Source organism: Pseudomonas sp. PB106 (assembly GCF_009764645.1).
GTDB lineage: Bacteria > Pseudomonadota > Gammaproteobacteria > Pseudomonadales > Pseudomonadaceae > Aquipseudomonas.
In genome coordinates this window covers 64277-79568 of sequence record NZ_RWIM01000151.1, presented here as the reverse complement: position 1 = coordinate 79568, position 15292 = coordinate 64277, and the positions used below count along the sequence as shown (strand labels likewise).

At 59.8% G+C, this 15292-nt stretch carries 14 protein-coding genes; 9 read left to right on the top strand and 5 right to left on the bottom strand.

Annotated elements, in window-relative coordinates; translation table 11 throughout:
• Positions 1–78: 78 nt before the first annotated feature.
• From EJA71_RS20180 to EJA71_RS20170, 3 genes are all read right to left on the bottom strand, one after another.
• Positions 79–1092 carry a GNAT family N-acetyltransferase gene (locus EJA71_RS20180; protein ID WP_158959347.1) on the bottom strand — a complete coding sequence of 338 codons (1014 nt, stop codon included), beginning with the start codon at positions 1090–1092 and terminating at the stop codon, positions 79–81.
• Between the two features lie 87 nt (positions 1093–1179).
• Positions 1180–1977: an ABC transporter substrate-binding protein gene (locus EJA71_RS20175; RefSeq protein WP_158959346.1), complete on the bottom strand. Its 798-nt coding sequence runs from the start codon at positions 1975–1977 to the stop codon at positions 1180–1182.
• Positions 1978–2069: 92 nt separating this feature from the next.
• Positions 2070–2693, bottom strand: coding sequence for a TetR/AcrR family transcriptional regulator (locus tag EJA71_RS20170; protein ID WP_158959345.1), 624 nt, complete (start codon positions 2691–2693; stop codon positions 2070–2072).
• A 184-nt stretch (positions 2694–2877) separates the two neighbouring features.
• On the opposite strand from EJA71_RS20170, the gene EJA71_RS20165 reads away from it, so the two are divergent.
• The 8 genes from EJA71_RS20165 to EJA71_RS20130 all read left to right on the top strand — a co-directional run bounded on the left by EJA71_RS20165 (position 2878) and on the right by EJA71_RS20130 (position 12230).
• The gene (locus EJA71_RS20165; protein WP_158959344.1) at positions 2878–4662 is read left to right on the top strand and encodes an acyclic terpene utilization AtuA family protein; all 1785 of its coding nucleotides are present in this window, start codon (positions 2878–2880) and stop codon (positions 4660–4662) included.
• Positions 4663–4674: 12 nt separating this feature from the next.
• Positions 4675–5544 (top strand): SDR family oxidoreductase, encoded by an 870-nt coding sequence (locus EJA71_RS20160; protein WP_158959343.1) that lies wholly within the window; start codon positions 4675–4677, stop codon positions 5542–5544.
• Between the two features lie 3 nt (positions 5545–5547).
• Positions 5548–7164 carry a geranyl-CoA carboxylase subunit beta gene (gene atuC / locus EJA71_RS20155; protein ID WP_158959342.1) on the top strand — a complete coding sequence of 539 codons (1617 nt, stop codon included), beginning with the start codon at positions 5548–5550 and terminating at the stop codon, positions 7162–7164.
• 30 nt (positions 7165–7194) lie between these two features.
• Positions 7195–8352 (top strand): citronellyl-CoA dehydrogenase, encoded by a 1158-nt coding sequence (gene atuD / locus EJA71_RS20150; RefSeq protein ID WP_158959341.1) that lies wholly within the window; start codon positions 7195–7197, stop codon positions 8350–8352.
• Complete coding sequence (locus tag EJA71_RS20145; RefSeq protein WP_158959340.1) at positions 8349–9146, top strand: enoyl-CoA hydratase/isomerase family protein; 798 nt, start codon at positions 8349–8351, stop codon at positions 9144–9146. Before atuD ends, EJA71_RS20145 begins: the two co-directional genes overlap by 4 nt.
• Before the next feature lie 119 nt (positions 9147–9265).
• Entirely contained in the window at positions 9266–11227 is a 1962-nt protein-coding gene (locus EJA71_RS20140) for an acetyl/propionyl/methylcrotonyl-CoA carboxylase subunit alpha (protein WP_158959339.1), read from the top strand.
• Between the two features lie 70 nt (positions 11228–11297).
• The gene (locus EJA71_RS20135; protein WP_158959338.1) at positions 11298–11840 is read left to right on the top strand and encodes an exonuclease domain-containing protein; all 543 of its coding nucleotides are present in this window, start codon (positions 11298–11300) and stop codon (positions 11838–11840) included.
• A 105-nt stretch (positions 11841–11945) separates the two neighbouring features.
• Positions 11946–12230 (top strand): pyrimidine/purine nucleoside phosphorylase, encoded by a 285-nt coding sequence (locus tag EJA71_RS20130; RefSeq protein ID WP_003226701.1) that lies wholly within the window; start codon positions 11946–11948, stop codon positions 12228–12230.
• An 86-nt stretch (positions 12231–12316) separates the two neighbouring features.
• On the opposite strand, the gene EJA71_RS20125 is transcribed toward EJA71_RS20130, so the two are convergent.
• Together EJA71_RS20125 and EJA71_RS20120 are read right to left on the bottom strand one after the other, a co-directional pair.
• Positions 12317–13123: an MOSC domain-containing protein gene (locus EJA71_RS20125; RefSeq protein WP_158959337.1), complete on the bottom strand. Its 807-nt coding sequence runs from the start codon at positions 13121–13123 to the stop codon at positions 12317–12319.
• A gap of 167 nt (positions 13124–13290) precedes the next feature.
• Positions 13291–14226, bottom strand: coding sequence for a chemotaxis protein CheV (locus EJA71_RS20120; protein ID WP_007908676.1), 936 nt, complete (start codon positions 14224–14226; stop codon positions 13291–13293).
• 450 nt (positions 14227–14676) lie between these two features.
• Here EJA71_RS20120 and EJA71_RS20115 point away from each other — a divergent pair, with 450 nt between their 5' ends.
• Positions 14677–15147, top strand: coding sequence for a hypothetical protein (locus EJA71_RS20115; protein ID WP_158959336.1), 471 nt, complete (start codon positions 14677–14679; stop codon positions 15145–15147).
• The last annotated feature ends 145 nt before the right edge of the window (positions 15148–15292 follow it).

Below are 15292 nucleotides of genomic sequence, written 5' to 3'. Positions count from 1 at the left end.
CTTCGGCAGCTCCTACAGTGGAACGCATCCCAAATGTAGGAGCTGCCGAAGGCTGCGATCTTTTGCTTTCAGATCACCTCAAGCCAATTTGCACCGATCAAAAAACCGCTCACGCCCCAGAATCATCAGCGCCGCGCGCTTGTGCGGGAAGTCGAATTCCTTCTCGCAGTGGAAGCACTGATTCTGCATATGCCCGATCATCTTCGCGTTGTCGGCACGCGGCTCGGCGACCACCCGTTGCGTGCGCGGATCATCGAGAAACAGGTAATGCACCAGCGCCGATAGCCAGCTCGCCACTTTGTGCGGGCCACGATGATCTTCCTCGCCCACCAGCATGTGAATGCCACGATCGTAATTGTCGGCATCGTAGAACGGCGCGATGCGATCTTCCTTGGCCCAATAGGCCTCGAAATAAGCAAACGGCTGATCATCGAAACAGCCAATCAACGTCAACGTGTGCGGATCGGCGTCAAGCTTGCTCAGGTATTCGCGGTGCTTCTCGAGGCTGCCCTCTTCCTGCCAGAAACTGGCCACGCGCGGGCTGTTCTGCCAACGGTTGAAGCGCGGCAGATCTTCTTCGATTTCGACGGTACGCAGGGAAATCCACGCGCCAAGACGTGCATCGAAGCGCCGATAGACTTCACCGCGCGGCTTCACCGGTCGCAGCGGATGGCGCTTGCCCTGGCTGATGACCATTTGCTGCGGATAGCTGCCGCTCAGCGAAGTGCCGAGCCACGGCTGTGGCAATTGCCAGAACAACGTGCGCTCGCAGCGATATTCACCGGCCACTTCAGTACTCACCAGCAAACCGCTGAGCAAGGCTTCGGTCGGTGGCTGATCCAGTTGCCAGGTCAATTGCCGGCACTCCGGATCACGGGCAAACAGCCAATAACAGGCCGCCCACAGCGCTTGCCCCGGTGGCAAAGCAAAACGCTCATCGATCTGGATCGGCCCTTTGCCCTCACGATCGAGACGCAGGCGAATCAGCGGTTGCCCGTCCAGGCTCAGGCTCAGACGGCTTTCGGTGGAATCAGCGATCAGTTGACTGCCCGAAGGCAAAGCCAAGGCAGTCAGGTCATTCAGATTGGACATGGGTCGGGCTCACGATAATCGTCGACAGTTCAACGAAGTGACGTGATCCGGGCGGGAAAATTTAGCGTTCGCACGCAAATCGCTGGCTCAGCTGTGAGGCACCGGCACCACTGCAATCTTGTACGGATCGAAAATCTTCAGCATCTCGCCATTGTCGCGCAGCCCTTGCAGCAATTTGCCGAACGCCTCACCAGTGATCGGTGCAGTCGGGCGCAGGATCGCGTAGTGGTGGTAGACCTGATCGATGCGCTGTGAGACGAGCAACTCATTGCGCACCTTCTCGTTGCGCAGCAGGTAATCGCTCAGATACGAACGGGTCACCAAGGCAATATCGGCACGCCCGCGCAACACCATCAACAGATTGCTGTCGTGGGAATAGGTCAGCGTGGCATTGAAGTTTTGCGCGAGGAACTTGGGGTCGGCGTTGAAGTTGGCGAATTCGTAGTGATAACCGCTGAACAGCGCCAGACGCTTGCCGGTCAGGCTAGCAAAGTAGTTTTGCTGACGACCGTCTTCACGCTGCGCGACGAAAATCTCGGCATCCTCGAGGCCCATGTCGACATCGCTGTGGGGGATGTCTTTCCAGCCCCAATCCGGGTTTTCGAAGATCGCCATGTCGATCCGGCCTTGCTTGAAATCACCGAAGCGCCGCGGAATCGAAGTCGGCACCAGGACAAACTGATAGTCGCTTTGCAGACGGTTCAACGCCTCGACCAATTGCGGCAGCAGACCGGTGTCGGCACCGTTTTCCGGGCGAATGGTGTAGGGCGGAAAATGCGCCGCGCCAACCCGAACCAATTGCGCTGCCTGAGCGGGCAATACCCATAATGCAGCCAGCGCTGCGAGCAAAAATCCCGCGGCCGTCCGAATTGGCAAAGACTTCAAAACACCCCACTCCCCGAAAAAATACCGATCAATGCATTCAAGCTAGGCGGTTTCGCCCAGTTAGCCAGTTTCCCGGCTGGATAGAAAGCGCTTCAGCGCTCTTCGAGGACCAGAATCAGCGCCTCGTCGGCCAGTTGATCGAGGCTCAAACTGCCGCCGGCACGGAACCAGGTGGTGGTCCAGGACAGTGCGCCAGTCAGGAAACGTCGGGTAATAAATACGTCGCCGCGAATAAACCCGGCGTCCTTCGCTTCGCCGAGCACTTGCAGCCAGATGTCTTCGTAAACGTCGCGCAGCGCGAGGACCTTGGCCTGGCCCTCCTCAGACAGCGAGCGCCATTCATACACCAGCACCGCCATGGCTTCGCCGCTGCCACCCATGATCGACTGCAATTCGCAGCGAATCAGTGCCAGCACCCGCTCGCGCACATTGCTGGCATCGGCGAGCGCGGCGCGCATCAACGCGGTGTTGTAACGGATGGTTTCCTCCATCACCGCGCGAAGGATTTCATCCTTGCTTTTGAAGTGATGGAAAATGCTCCCCGACTGGATGCCGACCGCACCGGCCAGGTCGCGCACCGTGGTGCGTTCATAGCCTTTGTTGCGGAACAGGTGAGCCGCCACTTGCAGCAGTTTGCCGCGCGCGCTGTCGGGGTCAGTCAACTGACCTTCATCGACCAATTCGCGCATGACCCTAAGGGCTTTTTGCTCGTCCACCCGTTCTCTCCTACAGTCGATCAGTCTGTTGCCCCCTGTAACCGCAGGGTTGCGCGCAATTTAAGCCGCCAGCCGCGACCAAGCAAGCGCTTGGGCGGAAGATAGTTTCAACTGTTTACAAACCAAGCGCTTGCTTGGTAGCCTCCAGACACTTCTGTCGCAGGTTCCTGAGTCGGAGATAAAAATGCCCAACACCGTTCGCATCGGATGCGCCAGTGCATTCTGGGGAGACACCTCGACCGCCGCCGCGCAGTTAGTGGCAGGCGGCAATCTGGACTATCTGGTATTCGATTATCTGGCCGAAATCACCATGTCGATCATGGCCGGCGCGCGCATGAAGGATCCGCAAGCGGGGTTCGCCGGCGACTTCGTCGAAGTGCTGGCGCCACTGCTGCCGCAACTCGCCGAACAGAATATTCGCGTCATCAGCAACGCCGGCGGGGTCAATCCGCAAGCCTGCGCCGCCGCCCTGCAGGCGGCCTGCGCCAAGGCCGGCATCGACCTGAAAATCGCCGTACTGCTGGGCGATGACCTGCAACCGCAATTCAAACAACTCAGCGGCGCCACTGAAATGTTCAGTGGCGCCCCGCTGCCGCCAATGTGCGTATCGACCAACGCCTACCTCGGCGCGCCGGGCATCGTCGAAGCCTTGCGCCTGGGCGCTGACATCGTCATCACCGGTCGGGTGGTCGACAGCGCCGTGGTCAGCGCCGCACTGGTGCACGAATTCGGCTGGTCGTGGCACGACTACGACAAACTCGCCCAGGCGGCACTGGCCGGACACATCATCGAATGCGGCGCGCAATGCACCGGTGGCAATTTCACCGATTGGCGCGACGTGCCGGATTACGAGCACATCGGTTTCCCGATCGTTGAAGTCAGCGCCGACAGCCAATTCATCGTCAGCAAACCCGAAGGCTCCGGCGGACTGGTCACGCCACTGACCGTCGGCGAGCAAATGCTTTACGAGATCGGCGATCCTCAGGCCTATCTGCTGCCTGACGTGGTGTGCGATTTCACCGAGGTCAAGCTTCAACAACAAGGTAAAAACGTCGTCCACGTCCATGGCGCCAAAGGCTTGCCGCCGAGTGACAAATACAAGGTCAGCGCCACGTATCCGGACGGTTTTCGCTGCACCGCCAGTTGCCTCATCGCTGGCATCGATGCGGTGGATAAAGCCCGCCGCGTCAGTCAGGCGATCCTCGACAAGACTTCGGAAATGTTCAGTCAACGCGGCTGGGCGCCTTACAGCGAAACCGACATCGAACTTCTCGGCAGCGAAGCGACCTACGGGCCCCACGGCCAGCGCCAGGACAGCCGCGAAGTGGTGATCAAACTCGCCGTGCGCCATCCGAGCAAACAGGCGCTGGTGCTGTTCTCCCGGGAAATCGCCCAGGCCGCAACCGGAATGGCGCCGGGATTGACCGGCATCGTCGGCGGGCGGCCAACGGTGTACCCGCTGATTCGTCTGTTTTCATTTCTGATCAATAAAAGCGCCTGCACCTTGCAGGTTGATCTGGCCGGCGAACGCCATCCCTGCGCCCTGCCCTCGCTGGATACCCTCGACAGCGACGACTTGCCGATTGCCCAGCAACCACCGAAACCCCAGGGCCGTGCCGATGCCAGCGTGGCGTTGGTAAAACTCGCCGTGGCACGCTCCGGCGACAAGGGTAATCACAGCAACATTGGCGTGCTGCCGCGCAAACCCGAATACCTGCCGTGGATCGCCGAAGCGTTGACCCCGGCGGTGATCGTCGACTGGATGCGCCACGTGCTCGACCCCATTCATGGCCGGGTCGAACGCTGGTATCTGCCCGGCACCCACAGCCTCAACTTTCTCCTGGAAAACGCCCTCGGCGGTGGTGGCATGGCCAGTCTGCGCATCGATCCGCAAGGCAAAGCCTTCGCCCAACAACTATTGGAAATCCAGATCCCGGTGCCGCAGAGCATCGCCGAACAGCTCGACTAGAGGATGCTGTGCATGGCTTACGCGTCGATTTTCAATGCCGATCTGTTCAGCGGCCAAACCATCATCGTCACTGGCGGCGGCAGCGGCATCGGTCGTTGCACCGCCCATGAACTGGCAGCACTCGGCGCCAATGTGCTGCTGGTCGGGCGCAAGCCGGAAAAACTGCAAAAAGTCGCCGCTGAAATCGCCGAAGACGGGGGCCGCGCACACTGGAAGGCATGCGATATCCGCGATGAAGACGCGGTAAAACAACTGGTCAAGGAACTGATTGCCGAGCACGGGCCGATCCACGGTCTGGTCAACAATGCCGGCGGCCAATACCCGTCGCCGCTGGCTTCAATCAATCAGAAAGGTTTCGAAACCGTGCTGCGCACCAATCTGGTGGGCGGTTTTCTGATGGCGCGGGAAGTGTTCAACCAGTCGATGAGCAAGCACGGCGGCAACATCGTCAACATGCTCGCCGACATGTGGGGCGGCATGCCCGGCATGGGCCACTCGGGCGCTGCACGCTCGGGCATGGACAACTTCACCAAGACCGCCGCGTTCGAATGGGGATATGCCGGGGTGCGGGTCAACGCGGTGGCGCCGGGCTGGATCGCATCCAGCGGCATGGACACCTATGAAGGCGCGTTCAAAGCGGTGATCCCTACCTTGCGTGAGCATGTGCCGCTCAAGCGCATCGGCACCGAATCGGAAGTCAGCGCGGCGATTGTGTTTCTGCTCAGCCCGGCGGCGGCATTCATCAGCGGCAGCACGTTGAAAATCGATGGCGCGGCCAGCCTCGGCAGTCGTGCGTGGCCGTTGCACAAGGCCACGCATAGCGAGTCATTCAATGGCTTCCACCGCGCGTACTTACCCGACGTGCTCAAGGACAAGGAGTAAGCCATGCCGCAGATCCAGTCTCAACTCGACCCGCACAGCGAGGCCTTTGTCCGCAATCGTGCGGCGATGCTCACGGCGATCGAACACGTCCAGCAACTCGAACAGAACCTGCTGAACAAGGCTGCCGAAGCCAAAGCGAAATTCGACAAACGCGGGCAACTACTGCCCCGCGAACGCCTGAACCTGCTGCTTGATCCCGGCCCGCCGTTCCTCGAACTGGCCAGCCTCGCCGGCTACAAACTGCACGACGATAAGGACGGCAGCTCGGCCGGCGGCGGACTGATCGCCGGCATCGGTTATGTCTGCGGCATCCGCGCCATGGTCGTGGCGAATAACAGCGCGATCAAGGGCGGCACGATCTCGCCAAGCGGCCTGAAAAAATCCCTGCGCCTGCAGCAGATCGCCCAGGAAAACAAACTGCCGGTGATCACCCTCGCCGAAAGCGGCGGCGCCAACCTCAATTACGCGGCGGACATTTTCGTCGAAGGCGCACGCAGTTTTGCCAATCAGGCACGGATGTCGGCGATGGGCTTGCCGCAGATCACCGTGGTGCACGGCTCGGCCACCGCGGGTGGCGCTTATCAGCCGGGACTGTCGGATTACGTGGTAGTGGTGCGCGGCAAGGCCAAGCTGTTTCTGGCCGGCCCGCCGCTGTTGAAAGCAGCCACCGGCGAAGTCGCCACCGATGAAGAACTCGGCGGCGCGGAGATGCACGCGCAGGTTGCCGGAACGGCTGAATACCTTGCCGAAAACGATGCCGACGGCGTGCGTCAGGTGCGCGAAATCCTCCGTATGTTGCCGTGGAACGAGCAGCTGCCATGGCTGCCGGAGCCGCAATACAAAGAGCCGCTCTACCCCATCGAAGAGTTGCTCGGGCTGATCCCGGATGATCCGAAAAAACCTTACGACGTGCGCGAAATCATCGCGCGCATTGCCGACGAATCCTGCTTCGTTGAATTCAAGGGCGAGTTCGATCAGCAAACCATTTGCGGTCAATTGAAGATTCAGGGCCGCGCCTGCGGCTTCATCGGCAACAACGGCCCGATCACGCCGAACGGCGCGAGCAAGGCAGCGCAGTTCATTCAGTTGTGCGACCAGAGCCAGACGCCGCTGCTGTTTTTTCACAACACCACGGGCTTCATGGTCGGCACCGAATCGGAACAGCAAGGCGTGATCAAACACGGTTCGAAACTGATTCAAGCGGTGGCCAACGCGCGAGTGCCTAAACTGACCATCGTCGTCGGCGGCTCTTATGGCGCGGGCAACTATGCGATGTGCGGGCGCGGTCTCGATCCGCGCTTCATCTTCGCCTGGCCGAACAGCCGCACGGCAGTGATGGGCGGCGCGCAGGCCGGCAAAGTCCTGCGCATCGTCACCGAAGCCAAACAGCTCAAGGACGGCCTGACGCCGGACCCGAAAATGCTCGACATGCTCGAACAGGTCACCGCGCAAAAACTCGACAGCCAATCCACCGCGCTCTACGGCAGCGCCAACTTGTGGGACGACGGGCTGATCGATCCACGCGACACGCGCACCCTGCTCGGCTATCTGCTGGACATCTGCCACGAAGCCGACATTCGCACGCTGCAGCCCAACAGCTTCGGCGTCAGCCGGTTCTGACCGCCACGGATTTTACGGAGAACAATAACAATGATCTTCACCCCGGAACACGAAGCCCTGCGCCGTACCGTCCGCCAGTTCGTCGAGCACGAGATCAATCCGCACGTCGATGAATGGGAAAAGGCCGGTCGCTTTCCGATCCACGAGATCTTCCGCAAGGCCGGGGACCTCGGGTTGCTCGGTATTTCCAAACCGGAAAAATTCGGCGGCATGGGTCTGGATTACAGCTATTCGATTGTCGCTGCCGAGGAGTTCGGCACCATTCATTGCGGCGGCATTCCGATGTCGATCGGTGTGCAGACCGACATGTGCACGCCGGCCCTCGCCCGATTCGGCTCCGATGATTTACGCGACGAGTTTCTGCGTCCGGCAATCACCGGCGAGCAGGTTGGCTGCATCGGTGTTTCTGAGGTTGGCGCCGGTTCCGACGTCGCCGGGCTGAAAACCAGTGCACGCAAGGACGGCGACGACTACGTGATCAACGGCAGCAAGATGTGGATCACCAACTCGCCGAGCGCCGACTTCATCTGCCTGCTCGCCAACACTTCGGACGACAAACCGCACATCAACAAGTCGCTGATCATGGTGCCGATGAACACGCCGGGGATCAGCCTCAGTTCGCACCTGGACAAGCTCGGCATGCGCAGCTCGGAAACCGCCCAGGTGTTTTTCGACGACGTGCGCGTGCCGCAACGCAACCGCATCGGCCACGAAGGCGCCGGGTTCATGATGCAGATGTTGCAGTTCCAGGAGGAACGCCTGTTCGGCGCGGCGAACATGATCAAGGGCCTGGAGTATTGCGTCGAGAGCACCATTGAATACTGCAAGGAGCGCAAAACCTTCGGCAATGCGCTGATCGACAATCAGGTGATCCACTTCCGCCTCGCCGAATTGCAGACCGAAATCGAATGCCTGCGCGCACTGGTCTATCAGGCCACCGAGCAGTATGTGAAAGGTCAGGACGTGACGCGGCTGGCGTCGATGGCCAAGCTCAAGGCCGGGCGCCTTGGCCGCGAGGTCAGCGACAGCTGCCTGCAATATTGGGGTGGCATGGGTTTCATGTGGGACAACCCGGTGGCCCGTGCCTATCGCGATGTGCGCCTTGTGTCGATTGGCGGCGGCGCCGACGAAATCATGCTGGGGATCATCTGCAAACTGATGGGCATCCTGCCGGGGAAAAAGAAATGAGCAGCCTGCAAGATTGCCAGACGCTGTTGCTGGAACTGCATGGCGGCGTGCTGCACATCACCCTCAATCGCCCGGACAGCCGCAATGCGATGAGCCTGCAGATGGTCAGCGATTTGCGCGCAGTGCTGGCGTCGGTACGCGACGACCGCAGCGTTCGCGCGCTGGTGCTCAGCGGTGCCGGCGGGCATTTCTGTGCCGGCGGCGACATCAAGGACATGGCCAACGCCCGCGCTCAGGGCAGCGATGCTTACCGTGATTTGAATCGTGCGTTCGGGGCGATGCTGGAAGAAGCGCAACACGCGCCGCAAGTGCTGATCACCGTGCTGCAAGGCGCGGTGCTCGGCGGTGGTTTTGGATTGGCCTGTGTCAGCGATATCGCGATTGCCGACCATCAGGCGCAATTCGGTCTGCCGGAAACCAGTCTCGGTTTGCTGCCGGCACAAATCGCACCGTTCGTGGTGCAACGCATTGGTCTGACTGAGGCGCGGCGCCTGGCACTGACCGCTGCGCGGTTTGACGGGCAGCAGGCACGGCGTCTGGGGCTGGTGCATTTTGTCGAACAGGACCCGCAGGCGCTGGCCGAACGTTTGGATGAGGTGCTGCAACATGTGTTGTGTTGCGCGCCGGAGGCGAATGCCATGACCAAGCAATTGCTGTTGGCGAGTGCCGGGCAGCCATCGGGAGCTTTGCTTGATGAAGCGGCGCAGTGGTTCAGCGAAGCGGTGACCGGGGAAGAAGGAATCGAGGGGACCATGGCTTTTGTGCAAAAGCGTAAACCTCGGTGGGCTACCTAAAGAGCATCGCTGGCAAGCCAGCTCCCACAGGGGATTTGCGTCGTTAACAAAACCTGTGGGAGCTGGCTTGCTAGCGATGAGGCCAACACACCCATCGCCAAAACTTCAGGAAGCCGACCATGCCCGCCATCCAGAAAATCCTGATCGCCAACCGCGGTGAAATCGCCTGCCGCATCCAGCGCACCGCCCAGGCGTTGGGCTACCGCACCGTCGCCGTCTACAGCGACGCCGACGCCGATGCCCTGCACGTGCAAATGGCCGATCAAGCCGTACACATTGGCCCGTCCCCGGTGCAGCAGTCGTATCTGAATATCCCGGCGATTCTTGACGCCGCCCGTCGCAGCGGCGCCGACGCGATCCATCCCGGCTACGGCTTTCTTTCGGAAAACGCCGACTTCGCCCGCGCCTGCGAACAGGCTGGCTTGACCTTTATCGGCCCCAGCGTCGCAGCCATCGAACTGATGGGCAGCAAACGCCGGTCGAAAATCGCCATGCTCGCAGCCGGCGTACCGTGCATCGCCGGTTATCAAGGCGCCGAGCAGGACGACGCCACCCTGCTGCGCGAAACTGAACGCATCGGCTACCCCTTGATGATCAAGGCCAGTGCCGGTGGCGGCGGTCGCGGCATGCGTCTGCTCCACGATGGCGCTGATTTACCGGCACAACTGCGTACCGCACGCTCCGAAGCCTTGAACGGTTTTGGCAGCGACGAACTGATCCTCGAACAGGCGTTGATCGAACCGCGCCACGTCGAAGTGCAACTGTTCGGCGATCAACAGGGCAATCTGATTTACCTCGGCGAACGCGATTGCTCGGTGCAGCGGCGCCACCAGAAAGTCATCGAAGAAGCGCCCTGCCCGGTGATGACCGCCGAGTTGCGTCAGGCCATGGGTGAAGCGGCGCTGAAAGCCGGGCGCGCAGTGAATTATGTCGGCGCTGGCACTGTCGAGTTCTTGCTCGATGCACGCGGCCAGTTCTACTTTCTGGAGATGAATACTCGCTTGCAGGTCGAGCATCCGGTGACCGAACTGATCACCGGGCTGGATCTGGTGGCGTGGCAACTATGGGTTGCCGAGGGGCAGCCGTTGCCGCTGACTCAGGATCAAGTCCAGCTCAGCGGCCATGCCATGGAAGTACGACTGTATGCCGAAGACCCGGCGCAGGGTTTTCTGCCACAAACCGGTCGCATCACGGCGTGGGCGCCGGCGCAGGAACACGGCGCACGCATCGACCACGGCTTGTACGAAGGCCAGTCGGTCAGCCCATTCTACGATCCGATGCTCGGCAAACTGATCGCCCATGGCGCCACTCGCGAGGAGGCACGTCGCAAACTCCTGCGCGCGGTGCAGGACACGGTGCTGCTCGGTGTGCAAAGCAATCAGCGCTTGCTGGTCAGCCTGCTGCAGCATCCACAGTTCATCAGCGGCAACTTCAGCACGGCATTCATCGGGCAGCATTTCAGCGATCACCCAAGCCTCAACAGGTACACGCCGAGCGTCGAAGATCTGGCCATCGCCGCGGTGCTGTTCTATCAAACCAGCGCCCTCACCCACCACAAGTCACTGTCCGGGTGGCGCAATAACGCCAGCGTGCCACTGGTTTATCGCCTCGGTCTCGACGAACAGAACTGGGCACTGCAACTGCTTGCTGAACCGCAAGGCGTGTTCAAGGTAAAGGTCGCCGAACGCATACTCGCATTGAAACTGATCAACCACGACGCGCAGTCCGTGACCCTGGAAATAGACGGTTTGCGCCAGCGCCACGCCTACCGCCTCGATACCGATCAACTTTGGCTGTTCACGCATCCCGGCGCGCTGCGGCTGGAGGATCGAACTCACGCGGTGATCGACAGTCAGAGCAGCGTCAGTTCCGGCACCTTGAAAGCACCGATGGACGGTGCCATCGTCGACGTTCTGGTCAGCGAAGGCAGCCCGGTCAGCAAAGGTCAATTGCTGGTGGTGCTGGAGGCAATGAAAATGGAGCACCCGCTCAAGGCCGGCATCGACGGCGTGCTCAAGCGGGTGCAGGTCAAGGTCGGCGATCAGGTAAAAAATCGTCAGGTTCTGTTGCAGGTCGAGTAGTCAGCCGAGCGCAAATGCAGGGTTTGGCTACGCTCTGAATAATCAGAACGCGGAAATCAGGAACCCTGCGATGCCCCACTGGCTGGTCATAGATCTGGAAGCCACTACCGACGAGGGTGGCTGGCCGGTCACCGAGATGGAAATTATCGAGATCGGCGCCACGCTGGTCGATCGTGCCGGGCGCGAGCAGGATCATTTCCAGCGCTTCGTCAAACCGACACGACGGCCCCTGCTGACGCCGTTTTGTCGCGAGCTGACGCACATCACCCAAGCCAATATCGATGCGGCGCAGCCACTCAACGAAGTCTGGCCGGCGTTCGAACGCTGGCTGGCGCAGCATCAGCCACGCCTCGAAGGTTGGGCCAGCTGGGGCGATTACGACCGCAAGCAATTGCTTCAGGAATGGCAGCGTCTGCAAATCGACAGCGGCTTGAGCCGCGTGCCGCACATGAACCTCAAGCAACGTTTCGCCAAGGCCCGACGCCTCGAGCGTCCGCTGGGCCTCAACGGTGCGCTGCAACTGGCGGGGATGCAGTTCAGCGGTCAGCAACATCGGGCGCTGGAAGATGCGCGCAATACCGCGCGATTATTGCCGCTGGTGTTGCCACTCTAGGGTCAATTCGAGAACTCACCGGACAGGCGCCGGGCAGGTGACGGCGTTGAAAGCCTTGTGCATACTGGCCGCCTCAATTTTTCAGCCCTTTTCGAGGAATCGCCCATGTTTAAAGTCAACGAGTACTTCGACGGCACCGTCAAGTCGATCGCCTTTGGCACCGCTGAAGGTCCGGCGACCATCGGCGTAATGGCCCCGGGCGAATACGAATTCGGCACTGCCCAGCGTGAAATCATGCACGTGGTATCCGGCGCACTGACCGTCAAACTGCCAGACAGCAGCGACTGGGAAACCTTCGCCGCCGGCAGCCAGTTCAACGTCCCGGCCAACAGCAAGTTCCAGCTGAAAGTCGCCGTCGATACCGCTTACCTGTGCGAATACCGCGGCTAAAACCACGGCCCGCAGAGAAAAAAGAAGTACTGCGCAAAAAAATGCCCGTGTCCAAGGACACGGGCATTTTTCGTTTCGGTGACCGGTTATTCGAGGATTTCCACCGACATCCCGACTTCCAGCCGACCATTGCTGTCGTTTACCAGGTTTTGGCCAAACATCGCCCCGTCGGCCTCGGCTCGGTATTTCTGCAAGGTCGCCAGCGGCTCACGATCAGCGCTGCGCTCACCGGTTTGCGGATCGATGGTGGTCAGGATGCAGCGTGAGCACGGCTTGACCACGCGGAACTCGACATCACCGATACGAATGCGTTTCCAGCTGTCCTCGGCATACGCTTCGCTGCCTTCGATCACCAGATTCGGTCGAAAGCGCAGCATCTCCAGCGGCCGCCCAACCTTTTGCGAAAGGTCCTGCAGCGACGCCTCGCCAATCAACAGCAGCGGAAAACCGTCGGAGAACGCGACCTGGTCATCATCCTTGCCTATACCTGACTGCGTGGTGCGCGCGCGATCCAGCGGCACTTGCACCAAGCGAGTCGGTTTGCCGATGAAATCGCTGACCCAACGGGCTGCTTCATCACCGGCATCCGGCACACGCAGGGTGTCACGCCAAATTGTTATGCCACGCAACTCGGCGTCGATATCCGGCAGAGGAATTTCGATAGATGACTGTTGCGGCGCGCTGAGGGTCAGACCGCCCTGTTCATTCCACAGGGCCGACAACTGGCTCATCTTCGCTTCGGCACGCTGGGTCAGAAAACGGCCACTGGCTTCGTCCACGAGCATCCAGCGTCGGTCGCCATCAAGCCCCAGCTTGTCGAGGTCGACACTTTGCAGCACATCGACCTTGCCGGATTTCAACGGGTAACGATAAAGCGCGCTCAGACGCAACATGGCCAGCTCCCTGGGGGATAAAAACGCCACCCTATACGAGCTTGCTCAGGAATCAAAGAGCAAAAACCGTAGGAGTGAGCCTGCTCGCGAAAGCGTTGAGTCAGGCAATGATTTGGGGCTGACACACCGCTTTCGCGAGCAGGCTCACTCCTACAAAGGGTGCGTGATCAGGCTGGCACTTCGTCAAGCATCAGGCGCTGACGCACCACGTCCACGAGTTTGTCCGGCTGGAATTTGGAGAGGAAGTTGTCGCAACCGACCTTCTTCACCATCGAATCGTTGAAACTGCCCGACAACGAGGTGTGCAGCACCACGTACAGACCGCGCAAACGCGGGTCGTTACGGATTTCGGTGGTCAGGCGGTAGCCGTCCATTTCCGGCATTTCCGCGTCGGTAAAGATCATCAGAAGCTTGTCGGTCATGTTCACGCCGGTGTCGGCCCAGGCCTTGAGCATGTTCAACGCCTTCAGACCGTCGCTGGCGATGTGCATTTTCACCCCAAGCTGACCGAGGGTGTCGCGCAATTGCGAAAGCGCCACGTTGGAGTCGTCTACCAGCAGCACTTCACGGCCACGCGCACGTTCGAGCACCGGGTCTTCGAGTTTTTCCCGCGAAACCTTGGCGTTGTACGGGACGATCTCGGCGAGGACTTTCTCGACGTCGATGATTTCCACCAACTGATCGTCGACCTTGCTGATCGCCGTCAGATAGTGCTGGCGGCCAGCACTGGTCGGCGGCGGCAGAATGGCTTCCCAGTTCATGTTGACGATGCGATCGACCCCACCCACGAGGAAAGCCTGCACCGAACGGTTGTATTCCGTGACGATGATCGTGCTGTTCGGGCCTGGCACCAGCGGACGCATGCCGATCGCCTGGGACAGATCGATGACCGGCAGGGTCTGCCCGCGCAGATTGACCACACCGCACACAAACGGGTGACGCTGGGGCATCAGGGTCAACTTCGGCAGTTGCAGCACTTCCTGAACCTTGAACACGTTGATCGCGAACAATTGGCGTCCGGCCAGGCGAAACATGAGAATTTCCAGGCGATTCTCACCCACCAGTTGCGTGCGTTGGTCTACCGTGTCGAGAATGCCGGCCATCAATGACTCCTGGGCTTGTTCTAATGAATTCACTAAGTGGGTTTATCGGCTGCGTGTAGCGAATCTTGATCGCCGCAAAAAACGTTATCAAAATGCCATAACCGCCCATTGATGTCACATTAACATCATGCTTTACTGGCGCCGTGATTTTCCTCTGCTACAGTCTTCCCGGCGCGACCTCAGTTTGCACCGTAGGTTCCCGCGTCTAAGGGATTCCCCTAGTAACAATCAGGCCCAACCTGATATTCGCAATATCCAATAGCCATTAATGTGACGCCATTCTCATTGCATGAACGGAGTCAGGCTATTGTGTGCGATCGCAATTCAGTGGAAACCCACCTGGAAAACCTCAGCCCGTGCACCTGCACGTCTGGGCGCGATCTGCCGACGATTCATGATCGTCGCCACACACGGCATTCCCTCATCAGACATGACGCTGTGGAGATAAGCATGCCAATCGACCGCAAAGACTGGGCACAACGCTTCCCCGAGTTCCTGGTCGAGGCTGAAACGCTGCTGGCCAAATCCGAAGAATGTCTCAACCATCTGCAACTGATCAGCAACGACAAGGACGCCATCGACTGCATGCAGAGCACCCTGCTCAAACTTGCGAGCCGTGCCGAGGCTTTGGCGCTGGAAGCGATTTCCGAATTTTCCCTGCATATCTATAGCTTGCTCAATCTGACGCAGGAACACGTTGACCTGCACGAACAGGCACTGGATGCGTTGCGCAATTGCTTCACTCTGATGGCGTGGCAACTTGAGCTGGTCGACCCGAATACCGGTCAACTGGGCCTGGATGAAACTGAGCAGACCTCACTGATTGAAGCCTTTGCGTTTCAGGTAGGCCAAAGTCAGTTTCAATCGTCGCTGCCAAGCAAACGTTTGCCACCTTTGAGCTATTCCGGACGACAGGCCTGATCCGCCGCACCGTAACGTGCGACAGTTCGGTCGCGGCTCTGAATGTCGTTATTGAATAGTTCATAGCTGTCAGCGACAAATCGAATTAAATAATCACGCCTGACCGACATGGATCTTTTCCTGCCAGCCTCAGGGTTTGCCTGTG